Source organism: Shinella zoogloeoides, from assembly GCF_030733845.1.
In the GTDB taxonomy this organism is placed as follows: domain Bacteria; phylum Pseudomonadota; class Alphaproteobacteria; order Rhizobiales; family Rhizobiaceae; genus Shinella; species Shinella zoogloeoides_C.
In genome coordinates, this window is record NZ_CP132311.1 from 2881710 (window position 1) to 2897441 (window position 15732).

Below are 15732 nucleotides of genomic sequence, written 5' to 3' on the forward strand. Positions count from 1 at the left end.
ATGGCGCCGCGGCGAACCGCAGGTGCGGTCCTTTTAGATCAACGCAGCAGGAAGTAGCCGACGACGTTGAGAATGATGAGCAGCAGAAGGCCGCTGAAGAAACCGGCGCTGGTGAAGAAGCCGGCAGCCATGGCGATCAGCAGCGCCACGCAGAACAGCGTGCCGTACTTGGTGGCAGCGATGAAGAAGTCGTAGGTCTTCTCGTGCTCGGGATAATCCATCGGCGCGCCGAGTTCGACCGGTCCGTTATGATGTTCAGCCATAGTCACCTTCTCCTAAGCAGCCGCACCCGCCAGCCGGAAAGCTCCACCCGATGAGCGCCTAAACAAGGCCGGACCCTGAACGGTCCGGCGATTCCCTCAAGCGCGAAAGCGCGCGTCTTTCTGGCCATACACAAAGGATTGGCAAAGCGCAACGGCAAGCCGGGATGTGCTTTTCCGCCTGTATCGTTTCCGAAACAGAACGGGCCGGTTTCCTGCGAAACCGGCCCGTGATGCGACATCAGAACGCAAGCCTCACCCGGCGTAGGCGCCGCCCGAAAGCTGGATGCGGTTATGGGCATGGGCGAGCCGCGCCGTGGGGCGCACGGTCAGCGGGCTGAACGGCATGTCCTCGCCGCGCGCAAACAGCATGCGCCGCTCGAAGGCTTCGGACTGGAAGAACGGGAAGCGCTTGTAGAGCGACGAGCGGATGTCCTTGCAGCGCGTCGCCATCAGCATCAGATCGATGATGAACTTGCCCTGGTTGCTCTTCGGCGAGGCGACGAAATCGCCGTCGAAAACGCGCCGGTAGAAGGCCGCGTGCGCCGGCTTGACCATCTGGAGCACGCGGTCGGCATCGAAATAGTCCGCCGCCATCGTGGCAAGGCGCAGCGTGAGATACGGGATCGCCGGCATCTCGCTCCAGATTTCCGGGTCGGCCGCCAGCCGCACGGGGTCGATCAGCGACATGCCCGCATCGAGGAAGGCCTTGATCTCGTCGGGAAATACCTTGCCGGACGAGGTGACGCGATGCTCCGGCGTCACATGATGCAGGCGCACCGTCGAGATCAACCGTTCCTCATGGTAGACGCCGAAGACATAGGCATGGCTGTCGAAATCGGCCTCGTCGATGAGGAGCGGCGAGTCTTCGGCCAGATGCATCACGCTGCCGGCCTTGTAGGCCTTGTAGCGGATGCGGGCGATATCCTCCATGTCCTCGCTCGTCTCGACCCGGCGGTATTCCACCTTGTCGAGCAGCCCCAAAAGCTTTTCGGAAAAGCGACTGTTCGCCGTTTCCACCATGGCCATGCCCCGTACCCCTGACTGAGAAAGCCGGCCGCACCCCGCAGCCGACTCTGATAATCGCCGATATAGGACAATTTGTGTAAAATACCATTCATTAACCTTAATATATGGTTAACGCTAATTTTGAAGAATGATATATATATTGTGGAATTAATGGCTTCCGGGAAAAGAATGCGCGTCAGGCGACGCGGCGGCCGCGACGGCGCGGTTCGACCGGCTTGCCGCCGAGGCTTTCGTAGCGATCGCGCAGCGCATCGGGCGACATGGGGGCGGCGAAGACGTAGCCCTGAACCAGGTCGGCGCAATGGTACTTGTTGATGAGGGCTAGCTGCTCCTCGGTCTCCACGCCCTCGATGACGATGCGCAGGCCGAGTTCGCGCGACAGGTTCACCGTGCCGCGCAGCAGCTTGAAGCGGCGCGGGTCCTCGCCGATATTGCGCACGAAGGAGCGGTCGATCTTGATGACGTCGAGCGGCAGCTGGTCGAGATAGCTGAGGCTCGAATAGCCGGTGCCGAAATCGTCGATGGCGATGGTGATGCCGCGGGCGCGAAGCTCCTGCAGGATCGCCTGCACCTTGACCGGCTCCTCCATCAGGCAGCTTTCGGTGACTTCGAGATGCAGCCGGCGCGGCGCAAGGCCCGCCGCCTCCAGTGCTTCGGACACGATCTCGATGATGGCGGTGCCACGCAGGTCCTGCACCGAAAGATTGACGGACACGCCCATATGCGCCGGCCAGGTCGCGCAGTCGGCGCAGGCGCGGTTGATCATGAAGCGCGTGATCTCGGAGACGATGCCGATCTCCTCGGCGATCTGGATGAACACGTTCGGCGCCACCGGGCCGCGCTCGGGATGCGTCCAGCGCGACAGCGCCTCGCAGCATTCGATGCTGGAACCGTCGGGAACGAACATCGGCTGGTAGGCGACCGAAAGCGCATCGTTGGCGAGCGCCTCGCGCAGGTCCTCCTTCAGCTTCTGGCGGTCCATGTAGCGGGCGTCCATCTCCTGTTCGAAAATGGTGACGCTGCCCTTGGCGCGCGACTTCGTCTCGAACAGCGCGAGATCGGCGCGGATCTGCATCTCCTCCAGCCGGAAATCGTCGCTCGCCACGGTCACGCAGCCCGCGCTGAACGAAACGAAGAGGGTCGTGCCCTCGAATTCGTAGGTGCCGCGAAGCTGTTCGTGGAAGCGTCGCATTCGGGCCTCGAGATCGCGCCGGTTCGCCTCGTTCGGGAAGAACAGGATGAACTCGTCGCCCATCAGATGGCCGGCAAGCACCCGGTCCCCGGTCAATCGTCGCAGCCGCTCGGCGATGGCACAGAGCAGCCGGTCGCCCGTGACGTGCCCCTTCATGTCGTTGACGTGCTTGAAGTCGTCGACGTCGAGAACCATGAAGCCGACCGTGCCCGGCTTCTTGCGCTCGGCCAGCGCCTCCTGCACGAGATCGGCGAAATAGGTGCGGTTCGGCAGGCCGGTGAGGCTGTCGTAGCGCACCATGTGCAGGATCTTCTTTTCCGCCCGCACGCGTGCCGTGACATCCTCGAAAATGAGCACCGCGCCGCCGTTGTCGCGGGGCGCGGCGGTGAATTCGAGGTACAGCCCGTCCGTCACCTGCACCAGCGCGCGCGAGCGCTCGCCCCTCAGGAGCTCGTCGAGCTGGCGCAGGATCGTCCGGCTCTGCTCGGCGTTGAAGAAAGTGTTGCGCACGCCGAAGCGCAGGACCACGTCGAGATGGCAGTCCTTCAGCCGCTCCTGGCTGCCGAGATGCAGGAGTTCGCAGGCCCGGCGGTTGGCGACGAGGATGCGGTGGTCCGCATCCAGCATGAATAGGCCGTGCGGCATGTTGTTGAGCGCCGTGTCGAACCGGTCGGCGATGGTCGCAAGCTCGCGCGCAGCCAGCACGTTCTCGTAGAGAAAGGTGCGCACGCCGTTCGCCATCGAGCGTGTCGTCATGGCGAATGGCAGGACAAGCGAGGCGAGCACGGCGTGGTAGAAGTCCTGCAGGGCGAGGAAGCCGACCGCGATCGGAAAGCAGGCGCAGAAGACCATGTAGCTGACCGCCCGCGGCGATCCGTAGTTTCGGCCGACGACGGAAACCATGGTGGCGAAGGTCACGGAGATACAGGCGATCTCGGCGAAGGCATCGCGGGCGACGATCAGGCTGTAGCAGCAGGCCGTGCCCAGCGCGAGCGTCGTGCCGACGGCGCCGAGATTGTACCAGTTCTCCCAATAGCGGATGCCGGCCATGTCGAGGCCGTCCTTGTCCGCGCGGTCGAAGTGACGCATGCCTTCGGCGCGCAGCGCCCAGATGAGCACGACGAGCGCGCTCCAGACGAGGTAGAAGGGATCGGAGGTCTTGGCGTAAACGAAGGAGAACGTGATGACATGCGAAATCATGCCCACGAGAAGGGTCTGGCGGTTTCCGTACAGCGAGCTGACGAACGAGAGGTAAACATCAGCCGGCAGTGTGTTTTCACCCTTATCCTTCATGGACTCGGCACTCCCTATGGCGTTTGAGGGTTACCGGCCAAAATTTAATGAATGATTTCGGGAAATTACCCAATAACTGGGGGACGTCGGGGTATTATTGCACGCCGCCTCAACCAAGGGAAGATGTATTCAACCCAATATTGCAGAATACCGCTTTATCCGGAAACGACTCAACCTCCCATACGTCCGCGACGCAACTTCCTGACTCGCATGCGACAGAGTATTACGCGGCGACGGGCGATGGAAATCTTGCGCTGCAATCCCCGTTTGCAACGACGTGGTTAACGGCTTGCCTCTTTAGCCCCTGCTAAAACTTGCTAGAGCGCGCGCCCTTTGGGCGCCGGATACCGCGTGGACCTGCCGTTTTGTCGTCATTTCGCCCGAATGGGGGAATTGACTGGCGCGGGATTTGATAGCAAATCCTCATTTGGTATTTCTTTTTCCGGAGCCCATCATGTCGAAACCCGTCGTCGCCATTCCCGCCGATATCAGGGAGATCGAAGGCAACGTCTGGCAGGCCACCCCGAACCAGTATGTGCGCGCCGCCGTCAAGGGCGCCGATGTCACGGTCTTCCTGGTTCCGGCGCTCGAGGCCGACAACGATTTCGACGGCATCCTCGATCGGGTCGACGGGCTTCTGGTCAGCGGTTCTCGCACGAACGTTCACCCCTCGCTCTACGGCAAGGAAGCGACCGACGCGGAAGGCCCCTACGACATGGCGCGCGACGCGACCAGCCTGCCGCTCATCGAGCGGGCGCTGGAGCGCGGCATCCCGCTGCTCGCCATCTGCCGCGGCATCCAGGAGCTCAATGTCGTGCTCGGCGGCACGCTCGCCAATGAAATCCAGGACCAGCCCGGCATGTGGGATCACCGCAAGCCGGATACGCCGGTGCTCGACGTCGCCTATGGCATCCGCCAGAAGGTGACCGTCAAGGAAGGAAGCTGCCTTGCCGCGGTGATCGGCGCCGGCGACGTGCAGGTGAATTCGCTGCACCGGCAGGCGATCTCCGAAATGGCGCCGCGCCTTGCCGTGGAAGCCGTCGCCGAAGACGGCACGGTCGAGGCGGTCTCCGTCATCGGCGCCAAGGCCTTCGCGGTCGGCGTGCAGTGGCACCCGGAATACTGGGTCGGCTCCGACCAGCCCTCCAACAAGCTCTTCGCCGCCTTCGGCGCGGCCGTGCGCGACTATGCGGCGGCCAGGGAAGGCGTGCAGCACCGGACGGCGGCCGAATAGGCCCCGTCAGTCGGCGGCAATCATCGTGACCATGGCGTCGGCGGGCTCGACCGCCTCGTAGGCGAGGCCGTCGCCGTCGACGACGGTGAGGATCGCCTCGCCCTGCGCATCGGCAACGACGACCGTGCCGTCGCCATTGTTGAGCCAGGTCCGCGCCTTCGAAAGGCCGGGCCAGACGGCATCGCAATCCGCCCCCGCCTCGAAGCGCGCGCTGCGGCTGGAGATCGGGCTGCCGCGCTCGGCAAGGCAGGCCGTGTTCGCCATCACGTTGGAGACGGTATAGCTGTGTCCGGCCGTGCGCGAAGGAATGGAGTTCGAGATCACCGGATCCACGCCGGGCGTCTCCTGACCGGAAAAGGCCCACAGGCCAAGCGACACCGCACCGGCCAGAACGGCGATCGTCAGTGTCTTCATGGGGCTCTCCTTCATCAGCGATTCGATGGGGAAAGCATGCGCCCGCAAACTTGCCGAAAGGTTAACGAAGGCTTTCCAGCCGCTACCCGGTTTTTCGCGTAAAGGGCGTTTCCGGCACCGGCGTCAGCGCCGCCCCCTGCCCGAACCAGGCGAGGAGATTGTCCGCCACGAGATCGGCCATGGCATCGCGCGTCACCACCGAGGCCGAGGCGACATGCGGCAGCAGCGAGACGTTCGGCAGGTCGATCAGCGCCTGCGGCACGTTCGGCTCGTCATAGAACACATCGAGGCCGGCGGCGGCGATGACGCCGTCCCGCAGCGCCGCGATCAGCGCCTCCTCGTCCACCGTCCAGCCGCGCCCGACATTGATCAGCACGCCGTTCGGCCCGAGCGCCCGCAGCACCGCCGCGTCGATGGTCCTGTGCGTCTCGGCCGTCTTCGGCACGATGGCGATCAGGATATCGACCGCCTCGGCGAGTTCCGGCAGCGAGGGGTAGTAGGCATAGGGCACACCCTCGCGCGGGCGGCGGGTGTGATAGGCGATGTCGAGCCCGAACGCCTTCAGGCGCTCGGCGATCGCAAGGCCGATGCGCCCGAGGCCGTAGATGCCGGCCCTGCGGCCGCGCAGGCTGAGCGGCGTCAGCGGAAAGGCGCCCTCCCGCTTCCAGCGCCCCTCGCGCAGCCAGGCCTCCGCCTGCGGGAAGCGCCTGACGGTGTTGAGCAGCAGGCCGACCGTGGTGTCCGCCACCTCGTCGTTCAGCACGTCGGGCGTGTTGGTGACGGTGACGCCGCGCACTGCCGCCGCCGCCGCATCGACGCCGTCATAGCCGACGCCGAAGCTCGCGATGATTTCCAGCGCCGGAAGATGCTCGATCATCGCAGCGCCGAACGCGCCGGAAACGGCGACGCCCGAAATGCTCGCCGCCTCGGAGCGGGCGAGCAGCGACGGATCGGCCCGGTCGATGCGCAGGACGTCGAAGCTCTCCTTCAGGCGGTCGAGCACCCGCTCGCGGATCGTGCCGGGCACGAGAATGCGTGTCTTGGCCGCCATGGCGAAAACCTCCTATGCCTTGACGCCTCATCCTTCCGGATGCGGCTTCAATGGTCCGGTGGATTGCCGGATGCGCATTTCCGGCTTGATGAGATGGATGCCGTCGGGCTCGTGGCTGCCCGAGAGCTTGTCGAGCAGGGCGCGGGCCGCATTGCGACCCACCTCCGACTGCCCGTTCCAGACGGTGGTGAGCGCGGGCGTGGCGATCGCCGCCTCCTCGAGGTCGTCGTAGCCGGTGACGGAGACGTCGCGCCCGGGCACGAGGCCGGCGCGGGCGATGCCGTTCATCAGGCCGATCGCCACGAGGTCGTTCCAACAGACCGCCGCCGTCGGCTTCTGCGGCAGCGAGAGGAAATGCACCGCCGCCTCGAAGCCGCCCTGCTTGGTGCGGGGGCCTGGAATGCGCAGGCTGGGATCGACCTCGATATTCGCCTTGCGCAGCGCGTTGACATAGCCCTGGTAGCGGTCGCGGCCGGTCGAGGTCTGGTCCGTGCCGCCCACCATGGCGATGGTGCGGTGGCCGAGCCCGATCAGGTGATTGGTGGCGAGCGAGATGCCGTAGCTGTCGTCGCCGCGGAAGATCGGCACGTCGAGGCCGTCGATGGAACGCGCGATCAGGATCGCCGGCATGCCGTTGTCCTCGGCAAGCTGGATGTCCTCCGGCGGCGTGCCGATGGCCGGCGACATGATCACCCCGTCGCCGCCGAGCTGCAGCAGCGTCTCGACGAAATTGCGCTGTTTCTCCACCGAATCGTAGTGGTTGGAGAGGATGAAGGTCTGCCGGTCCCGGTCGAGCTCGCTCTCGATGGCCTTGAGGATTTCCGCGTAGAACGGGTTCATGATGTCGTGCACGACGACGCCGATGATGCCGGACCGCGAGGTGCGCAGGCTCGCCGCGCGGCGGTTGTAGATGTAGCCGAGCGCGCGCGCCTGCTCCTTGATGCGGTCGCGGGTCGCCGCCGCCACCAGCGGACTGTCCCTCAGCGCAAGCGACACCGTCGCCGTGGAAACGCCGAGCGTCTCCGCGATGGTGGAAAGCTTGATTTTCTGTGCCACGACCCCTCCCCGACGAACACGCAGCAGCGCGGCTTTAAAACCGTTTATTTAAACAGTTTAAATCTCGTCGGCAACCGTCTTTTCACTACTCCGGGGTGCATCCGGCAGGGTGACGTGCAGGTTCTCGTCCATCGCGCGCAGGAGCTTCAGGAGATTGCGCACGTCCTTCTCGCTGAGGCCTTCGGCCGCCTGCTGCTCGCTGAGGCGGCCGGCTTCGGTGATGCGATCGACGGAGGCGCGCCCGGCCTCGGTGAGATGCACGACGGTAAGGCGCCCGTCCGTCTCGTCCGGCCGGCGCTCGACGAAGCCCTGCGCCTCCAGCCGGCCGATCGTGCGCGTCATGGTGGGCGCCTTGACGCCGAGCCGGGCGGCAAGCGCGCCGGCGGTCAGCCCGCCCTCGTCCGAGAGCGCCAGGATCACGCCGTCCTGCCCGGCATAAAGGCCGGTGGCGAGCAGGTTGCGGGAAAGCACCGTGCGCATGGAGCGCGCCGCGTTGACGACCGCGCCGGCAAGGCCCGCGCCCGAGACCGCCTCGTGCGACTTCTTCTTCTTGGCCTTCTTGCCGTCTTTGCCGTCCTTGTGCTTCTTGCCCATCCATCGCCTCCTGCACCGCCCTTGCATCATGGGCCCGGCCTTGTATGACTCAGGAGCAAGGCAGGCGGCAAGTGAGGATCGGAGAGACGCCATGGCGCATCCCAGGCTGCGATGGACCGAAAACGACCCCATGCTGGCGCCGGAGGACCGTGCCGGCTGGATCGCCGTCCTGCCGCTCGGCGCACATGAGGGCCACGGCCCGCACCTGCCGCTGGAGACGGACACGCTGATCGCCGAGGGCATTGCCGAGCGGCTGATGGCGGTCCTGCCGGCGCACCTGCCCGTCACCTTCCTGCCCGCAGAGCCGGTCGGCTATTCGCCCGAACACCTCGACGTGCCGGGGACCCGCTCGCTCGGCTATGCGGAAGCGATCGAGCGCTGGCTGCGCATCGCCGAGGATCTCAACCGCTTCGGCTTCCGCAAGCTCGTGCTGCTCAACGCCCATGGCGGCAATTCGCCCCTGATGACCATCGTCGCGACCGAGGCGCGCGTGCGCCTCGACATGCTCACGGTTGCCACCGCCTGGACCCGCTTCGGCCAGCCGCATGGCTGGATCGCGCCGGAGGACAAGGCGATCGACATCCACGGCGGCGATATCGAGACCTCCGTCATGCTCGCCCTTCATCCGGATCGCGTCGAGATGGACAAGGCGGAGCGCTTCGGCTCGCGGCAGGCGGAGTTCTCCGCGCGCTTTGCCTATCTGCGCGCCTATGGCCCGCACGCCTTCGGCTGGAAGATGTCCGACCTCAATCCGAAGGGCGTGGCGGGCGATGCGGCGGCGGCGACGGCGGAAAGAGGCGAGCAGCTCATCGCCCATGCCGTACGTGGCCTCGTCGCTCTCCTCGAAGACGTCGCCGCCTTCGACGTGGATGCGTTCCAATAACGCCATCGGGCATTTGCGCTGGCCCGTCCGATCTCCTATATCAGTCGCCAACCGGACGTCCCGACCGTCCCTGCCCCGCGCGAGGTTCCCATGACCGAAACAGCCCCTTCCAAGCCCATCCCCGTCACCGTGCTCACCGGCTATCTCGGCGCCGGCAAGACGACGCTGCTGAACCGCATCCTCACCGACAACCACGGCAAGAAATACGCCGTCATCGTCAATGAGTTCGGCGAGATCGGCATCGACAACGACCTGATCGTCGAATCGGACGAGGAAATCTACGAAATGAACAACGGCTGCATCTGCTGCACCGTGCGCGGAGACCTGATCCGCGTGGTGGAAGGCCTGATGCGCCGCCCCGGCCGCTTCGACGCGATCATCGTCGAGACCACCGGCCTTGCCGATCCGGTGCCGGTCGCCCAGACCTTCTTCATGGACGACGACGTGCGCCAGAAGACCGAGCTCGACGCCGTGGTCGCCCTCGTCGACGCCAAGCACCTGCCGCTGCGCCTCAAGGACAGCCGCGAGGCCGAGGACCAGATCGCCTTCGCCGATGTCGTGCTTGTCAACAAGACCGACCTCGTCAGCCCCGAGGAACTGGCGAAGATCGAGGCGACCGTGCGCGCGATCAACCCGTCCGCCCGCATCCACCGCACGACCCGCTCGGACATCGACCTCTCCAAGGTCCTCGACCAGGGCGCGTTCAACCTTGAACGGGCGCTGGAGAACGATCCGCATTTCCTCGACCACGATCACGAGGACCATGTCTGCGGCCCGGATTGCGGCCATGACCATCATGACCACGATCACCACCACCATGATCATGATCACGACCATCACCACCAAGATCATGACCACCATCACCACGACCACAGCGTTTCGCCGATCCATGACGTGACGGTGCAGTCGATCTCGCTGCGCGGCGGCGAGATGAACCCCGAGCGGTTCTTCCCCTGGATCCAGAAGATCACCCAGACGGACGGCCCGAACATCTTGCGCCTCAAGGGCATCATCGCCTTTGCCGGCGACGACGAGCGCTATGTCGTGCAGGGCGTGCACATGATCGTTGAGGGCGATCACCAGCGCGCCTGGAAGGACGGCGAGAAGCGCGAAAGCCGCCTGGTCTTCATCGGCCGCGATCTCGACCGCGAGAAGATCGAGCGCACGTTCAAGGCCTGCGAGGCGCAGAAAGCATGATGCAGCAGTTTTTGGGCAACGTCCTGCGCCGGAGAGACAAGAACTGATGCCGACAGTCGCGCCCCTCGATCTTGACGGCCACGTCGTCGCGGCCGCCTTCCTCGGCGACGTGCCGTTCTTCGCCACCGCCTCCGGCGCCATCCATCGCCTCGATCACGGCCAGAAGGTCACCGAGGCGCATGACGGCCTGCTCGCCTGCGTCCGCGACGAGGCGAACGATACGCTGGTCACCGGCGGCGAGGACGGCAAGGTGCTGCGCATCGCCGCCGACGGCACCGTCACGCTTCTTGCCGAGGTACCGCGCAAGTGGATTTCCGTCGTCGCCGCCGGCCCGCAGGGCGCGGTCGGCTTTGCCGAGGGACGCACGGCGCGCGTCCGGCTTTCCGACGGCACGATCAAGGAATTTTCCGAGGCGCGTTCGGTCGAGGGCATCGCCTTCGCGCCCAAGGGCCTTCGCCTCGGCGCGGCGCGCTACAACGGCGCCTCGCTCCATTGGGTCGCCATGGCCGCCCCGCCGATCGATCTCGAATGGAAGGGCGCCCATAACGGCATCACCTTCTCGCCCGACGGCCGCTTCGTCGTCACCAGCATGCAGGAAAACGCCCTGCACGGCTGGAAGCTCGACAGCAAGCCCGGCGCCGAGACGCGCCACATGCGCATGACCGGCTATCCGGCCAAGGTGAAATCGCTGTCCTGGTCCGCCAAGGGCAAGTGGCTCGCCTCCTCCGGCGCGCCGGCCGCCATCGTCTGGCCCTTCTCGGCCAAGGACGGCCCGATGGGCAAGCCGCCGCTCGAACTCGGCACCCGCGCCGACGTCATGGTCACCGCCGTCGCCTGCCATCCGGGCGAGGACGTGGTCGCCATCGGCTATTCGGACGGCATGGTGCTGGCGGCTCGCTTTGCCGACAGCCGCGAAGTTCTGCTGCGCCGCCCCGGCAAGGGCGCCGTCACCTCGATGGCCTGGAGCCGCAACGGCAAGCTCCTCGCCTTCGCCAGCGAAGCCGGCGATTGCGGCGTCATCGATCTCGCGGGCTGAGGCCCACCCTCCCTGAACAAGGAAAAACCCGGGAGAGCAAAGCTCTCCCGGGCCACTGACCACGGGGACGGGTGGGGAAGCGTGGTCAATGTTTCCGCTTCTTGCAGCCGCAGTCGCTACCGCCGCCGCCGCTCAGGATGCCGAGAACCGAGCCGTTGAGGACGCCCGAAAGGGTGCCGTTGAGGTTGTTGTTCAGCACGCCGTTCAGGATGTTGTTGCCGTTGTTGTCGCTGAGGATGTTGCCGACGCCGAGGCCGACGCTCGGGGCGATCACGATGCCGCCGGTCTTGGTCTTGTTGCCGTTGAGAATGCCGAGGCCGCCGAGCAGGCCGCCGGCCGAAGCCTGGCCGGCGCCGGCAAATGCGATGATGGTTGCGATGGCGATGATGCGGGTCTTGTTCATGATCTCTCTCCTTTGGTTGTGCACCTCGTCGATGCACAATCAAAGGTAATATAAGCGCCGATTTACTCAACCCGTTTTGCCAATCATAGCAAAGAGTTAACCATAACATAGACAAGTTTAACGATTCCCAACCGGGCACAACCTTTAGTATTTAAAATTGCACAATCCCGTCAATTATCAACCTTTGAGGGAATTTTTAACCATGCAACCCTAGGATTCCGTTTCGGAAACGGACAGGGGCACGAGCGGATGCGTTCTCATCATGGTTTGCTGTGCGCGGCTTTTGCGCTGGCCATTTGCAACCCGGCAAATGCCGATTCAACCATTGATTACAGTTTCGGCGGTGGCTGGACGTCGAATGTTTTCAAGGATCCAACCGCGTTGCGGGCCTCGTTCGACGAGGCGAAGATCGCGCTGCGCGGCAGTCTCGCCCTTGAGGACACCCAGCTCGCCTATGGGCTCACCGTCAGCGGGCGGCGCGTGCCGCGCTACCGGTTCGCCGACGAGCGGAAGATCGGCCTCGAGGTTGGCCTGACGCGCGACCTCGGCGAGGCCGTCAAGCTCACGCTGAGGGGGAGCATCGAGCAGCGGCGGGAGGGCGATATCTTTCTCGCCCTGCCCGGCCTCCTGATCGGCTACCGCAAGGCCGATATCGCCGCTGCGGCGAGCGCGGGCCTCACCGTCGAGCATTGGGGCGGCAAGAGCCACCTGACGGCGGCGCTCTCCAATCTCAACCGCGGCAACGTCGATTTCACGCTGAGGGGCCTGCCGCGCGTCCAGCTCGAAGCGGGCAACCGGCTGGCGGAGCTGACCGGCGGCCATATCCGCGCCCTCTTCGGCGGCGAGGTGGGCGCCACGCTGCAATACCGCACGAACCCCATCCCGGCCGAAGAACAGCAGCCGTTCGAACGCTTCCCGGCCGAGACGCTGCGCGGCTCCCTCGCCTATGGCCGCCCCCTTGCGGAGGGCATCACCCTGATGGCGGAAGCCGGCATGATCGGCGTGCGCAGCCCTGAACTCGGCAAGACGGTCGATACCATCAGGCCCTTCCTCAAGGCGGAACTTGCCTGGCAGCTTCCGCGCGATACCATGCTGAAGGCGGGCTTTACCCGCGACATCCAGCTTGCCGATATTGATGATCCGCTCGGCGAGGACGTGCGCACCGTTGCTCTCTCGCTGGAAAAGGCGCTGACGGAAAAGCTGAAACTCACTCTCGCCTACGAGAAGGCCCGTAGCGACTGGCTCTACTACGACTACCGCACGCGCACGACGTCCACGATGGCGACGCTGCACTATACGCTGGACAAGGGCGCGGCGGTGGTGCTGGAATACAGCCGCCTCATCCGACGCGAAGCGGACGAGACCGCCGATTTCAGGATCGACGGCCTCGCGGCGCGGTTTTCCGGCTCCTTCTGAGAAGTTCCGGTTTTACCATTCCAGTTCCAGATGCGGACGGCCGTTCGAAGTCTTCGCCGCCGTCCGCCCCGTATCGTCGACGGTGCAGTTCACGCGCTGGCGGAAGGCGGAGAAGCTGTCGAAGGTCACCACGTCCACCGGTTCGTCGAAATGCAGCACCATGCGGTAGTGCCCGGGCTGGCTCGTCAGCGCCTGCACGCCGAGGATCTCGGCATCGAAGGGCTGGCCGAGATAGTGGCCGCGCACGCGCGAGCCGAGCATCCACGGATTGAACGGCGGCCGGTTGCCGACCGCCGCATGCAGCGTGTTCCAGTCGCGAAAGCCGTATTGCGCGGCGATGAGTTCGAGCGCGCGGGAATGGGAAATGCCCTGCCCCTCGTCGCAAAAGCGCGCACGCAGCCGCTTTGCCTGGTCTTTCAGGGCATCGAGGGATGGAAGTGGCGTCGAGGACGGACGCATGTCGGATCTCCAGTGTCTGCATGCGTCATTTCGGAGGGGGCCCGCATTGCCGCCGGTTCGCATGCATGATGCTGGAAGACCGATCGTCTGAAGAGAGACTTCACCAAAGCTCGCGCTTGCGGACGGCAGGGGCTCTCACCCTGCCGTCCCGATAACGCAATCGCTTGTCCAAGTCAATCAGCGGGCGGTCAGGCCGCCTTGCGCAATTCGCCTGCCAGCCGGCGGCCGCTTGCGACGAGCAGGCCCGCCGCGCCGTCGAGCCAGCCGTGCTTCAGCTCGAGCGCCAGGAAGCGGCGGCGCTCGAAGGGACCGGGCATGACGAGGTGCTGCGCCGGCTCCGTGAAGAAGCCGAAGCGCTCGTAATATTCGGGATCGCCGACGAGCAGCACCGCGCCGTGGCCGCGATCCCGCGCCTCGGTGATCGCCGCGCGCATCAGCGCGCCGCCGATGCCCTTGCCCTCGTGCTGGCAATCGACGGCGAGCGGGCCGAGCAGCAGGGCCGGCACGGCATTGCCGTCCGAATCGACGCCAGCCTCGACATTCCAGAGGCGCACGGTGCCGATGACATGCCCGTCGGCATCGCGGGCGACGAGCGCCAGGCCCTCAGCGGGAAGCCGGTTGCGGCGCAGCTTTTCGGAGGATTTGCGGAAGCGCGCCTCGCCCATGACGCGGTCGAGCAGCCGCTCGCGCGCGACGACGTCGCCGGTGTTTTCCTGGTCAATGGTGAAGGCGGCATGCGCGAAGAACGCGCGGACAGAATCAAGAACAGTGGCCATCCCTGGGCCTCCCGAACTCAAAACCGATTCAGACGGTATCTTGAACTGATTGTGAAAGTGGCGCTCCCGCTCCAGACGGGAGCGCCGGGTCGTCTTAGATGACGTAGGCCTTGAGCGGCTCGAAGCCGTTGAAGGCGACGGCCGAATAGGTCGTCGTATAGGCGCCGGTGCCCTCGATCAGCACCTCGTCGCCGATCGTCAGCGTGACCGGCAGCGGGTACATGTTCTTCTCGTAGAGCACGTCGGCCGAATCGCAGGTCGGGCCGGCAAGCACGCAGGGCTCCATCTCGTCCGCATCGCGCACGGTGCGGATCGGGTAGCGGATCGCCTCGTCCATCGTTTCGGCGAGACCGCCGAACTTGCCGATGTCGAGGAAGACCCAGCGGTGGTTGTCGTTGTCCGACTTCTTCGAGACGAGCACGACCTCCGCCTTGATAACCCCCGCATTGCCGACCATGCCGCGGCCCGGCTCGATGATGGTTTCCGGGATCTGGTTGCCGAAGTGCTTCTTCAGCGCGCCGAAGATCGCCTTGCCATAGGCTTCTGCCGAGGGCACGTCGCGTAGGTACTTCGTCGGGAAGCCGCCGCCCATGTTGACCATTTTCAGCTCGATGCCCTGCTTGGCAAGCTGCACGAAGACGCGCTTGGCATCGGCAAGGGCCGAATCCCAGGCGTCGAGCTTCGTCATCTGCGAGCCGACATGAAAGGACACGCCATAGGAGGCAAGGCCGAGCTGGTGGGCGTAGACGAGCACGTCGACGGCCATCTGCGGCACGCAGCCGAACTTGCGCGACAGCGGCCACTCGGCGCCCTCGCCATCCGTCAGGACGCGGCAGAACACGCGGGCGCCGGGCGCGGCGCGGGCGATCTTCTCGACTTCCTCATGGCTGTCGACGGCGAAGAGCGAGACGCCGAGCGCATGGGCTTTCGCGACATCGCGCTCCTTCTTGATCGTGTTGCCGAAGGAGATGCGAGAAGCGGTCGCGCCGGCATCGAGCGCCATCTCGATTTCGGCGACGGACGCGCAATCGAAGTTGGAGCCCATGGAGGCGAGCAGGCGAAGGACTTCCGGCGCCGGGTTGGCCTTGACGGCATAGTAGATCGCGCTGTCCGGCAGCGCATGGCGGAATGCCTTGAAGTTGTCGCGCACGACATCGAGGTCGACCACGAGGCACGGGCCGTCGGGACGTCGGGTGTTCAGGAAGTCGATAATACGTGCAGTTGCCATCTCGGTATTCCCCATATCCAGGTTGCTCCGGGCAAAACCCGGAGGACAAAGGGCAGAATGCGGGCACGCTCTGGAACCAGCCGGTGGAGACCCCGGAACCAAGCATGCGCATCATGCGCGAACGGTGAACCGAAGCCCGCCTAGGCTTCAATTCGGCTTTGTCTGCCATGGATTGGCGGGAAACCCGACCGCACTTCCGGCAATGAAGGTG

Annotated in this window: 16 protein-coding genes; 5 read left to right on the top strand and 11 right to left on the bottom strand. The window is 65.0% G+C overall.

What is annotated here, in order from left to right; translation table 11 throughout:
• Nucleotides 1-38: 38 nt before the first annotated feature.
• The 3 genes from Q9316_RS15215 to Q9316_RS15225 form a co-directional block, all read right to left on the bottom strand.
• A complete protein-coding gene (locus Q9316_RS15215) occupies nt 39-263 on the bottom strand; it encodes an aa3-type cytochrome c oxidase subunit IV (RefSeq protein ID WP_306032418.1) in 225 nt (74 codons plus the stop codon).
• Nucleotides 264-515: 252 nt separating this feature from the next.
• Nucleotides 516-1289 (bottom strand): N-acyl amino acid synthase FeeM domain-containing protein, encoded by a 774-nt coding sequence (locus Q9316_RS15220; protein WP_371877922.1) that lies wholly within the window; start codon nt 1287-1289, stop codon nt 516-518.
• Between the two features lie 175 nt (nt 1290-1464).
• The gene (locus tag Q9316_RS15225) at nt 1465-3774 is read right to left on the bottom strand and encodes a putative bifunctional diguanylate cyclase/phosphodiesterase (RefSeq protein WP_306032419.1); all 2310 of its coding nucleotides are present in this window, start codon (nt 3772-3774) and stop codon (nt 1465-1467) included.
• Nucleotides 3775-4228: 454 nt separating this feature from the next.
• Between Q9316_RS15225 and Q9316_RS15230 the strand changes: the two genes are divergently transcribed.
• A complete protein-coding gene (locus tag Q9316_RS15230; RefSeq protein ID WP_306032420.1) occupies nt 4229-5008 on the top strand; it encodes a gamma-glutamyl-gamma-aminobutyrate hydrolase family protein in 780 nt (259 codons plus the stop codon).
• 6 nt (nt 5009-5014) lie between these two features.
• Here the strand turns inward: Q9316_RS15230 and Q9316_RS15235 are convergent, their stop codons facing one another.
• The 4 genes from Q9316_RS15235 to Q9316_RS15250 all read right to left on the bottom strand — a co-directional run bounded on the left by Q9316_RS15235 (nt 5015) and on the right by Q9316_RS15250 (nt 8123).
• Nucleotides 5015-5422, bottom strand: a complete 408-nt coding sequence (locus Q9316_RS15235; RefSeq protein ID WP_306032421.1) for a hypothetical protein — start codon at nt 5420-5422, stop codon at nt 5015-5017.
• An 82-nt stretch (nt 5423-5504) separates the two neighbouring features.
• Complete coding sequence (locus Q9316_RS15240) at nt 5505-6473, bottom strand: 2-hydroxyacid dehydrogenase (RefSeq protein ID WP_306032422.1); 969 nt, start codon at nt 6471-6473, stop codon at nt 5505-5507.
• Between the two features lie 27 nt (nt 6474-6500).
• Nucleotides 6501-7529, bottom strand: coding sequence for a LacI family DNA-binding transcriptional regulator (locus tag Q9316_RS15245; protein ID WP_306032423.1), 1029 nt, complete (start codon nt 7527-7529; stop codon nt 6501-6503).
• A 57-nt stretch (nt 7530-7586) separates the two neighbouring features.
• Entirely contained in the window at nt 7587-8123 is a 537-nt protein-coding gene (locus tag Q9316_RS15250) for a MarR family winged helix-turn-helix transcriptional regulator (RefSeq protein WP_306032424.1), read from the bottom strand.
• Nucleotides 8124-8214: 91 nt separating this feature from the next.
• Between Q9316_RS15250 and Q9316_RS15255 the strand changes: the two genes are divergently transcribed.
• The 3 genes from Q9316_RS15255 (at nt 8215) to Q9316_RS15265 (ending at nt 11239) form a co-directional block, all read left to right on the top strand.
• Nucleotides 8215-9006, top strand: coding sequence for a creatininase family protein (locus Q9316_RS15255; RefSeq protein WP_306032425.1), 792 nt, complete (start codon nt 8215-8217; stop codon nt 9004-9006).
• Nucleotides 9007-9096: 90 nt separating this feature from the next.
• Nucleotides 9097-10203 carry a CobW family GTP-binding protein gene (locus Q9316_RS15260; protein WP_306032426.1) on the top strand — a complete coding sequence of 369 codons (1107 nt, stop codon included), beginning with the start codon at nt 9097-9099 and terminating at the stop codon, nt 10201-10203.
• Between the two features lie 46 nt (nt 10204-10249).
• Complete coding sequence (locus Q9316_RS15265) at nt 10250-11239, top strand: WD40 repeat domain-containing protein (RefSeq protein WP_306032427.1); 990 nt, start codon at nt 10250-10252, stop codon at nt 11237-11239.
• An 85-nt stretch (nt 11240-11324) separates the two neighbouring features.
• Here Q9316_RS15265 and Q9316_RS15270 read toward each other — a convergent pair whose 3' ends face one another.
• The gene (locus Q9316_RS15270) at nt 11325-11642 is read right to left on the bottom strand and encodes a hypothetical protein (protein WP_306032428.1); all 318 of its coding nucleotides are present in this window, start codon (nt 11640-11642) and stop codon (nt 11325-11327) included.
• A 381-nt stretch (nt 11643-12023) separates the two neighbouring features.
• Between Q9316_RS15270 and Q9316_RS15275 the strand changes: the two genes are divergently transcribed.
• Entirely contained in the window at nt 12024-13058 is a 1035-nt protein-coding gene (locus tag Q9316_RS15275; RefSeq protein WP_306032429.1) for an outer membrane beta-barrel protein, read from the top strand.
• Between the two features lie 12 nt (nt 13059-13070).
• Here Q9316_RS15275 and Q9316_RS15280 read toward each other — a convergent pair whose 3' ends face one another.
• The 3 genes from Q9316_RS15280 to odc2 form a co-directional block, all read right to left on the bottom strand.
• Nucleotides 13071-13517, bottom strand: a complete 447-nt coding sequence (locus tag Q9316_RS15280) for a glyoxalase superfamily protein (protein WP_306032430.1) — start codon at nt 13515-13517, stop codon at nt 13071-13073.
• A gap of 188 nt (nt 13518-13705) precedes the next feature.
• A complete protein-coding gene (locus Q9316_RS15285) occupies nt 13706-14293 on the bottom strand; it encodes a GNAT family N-acetyltransferase (protein ID WP_306032431.1) in 588 nt (195 codons plus the stop codon).
• A 94-nt stretch (nt 14294-14387) separates the two neighbouring features.
• Nucleotides 14388-15521, bottom strand: coding sequence for an ornithine/lysine decarboxylase (odc2, locus tag Q9316_RS15290; protein ID WP_306032432.1), 1134 nt, complete (start codon nt 15519-15521; stop codon nt 14388-14390).
• Nucleotides 15522-15732 lie beyond the last annotated feature (211 nt).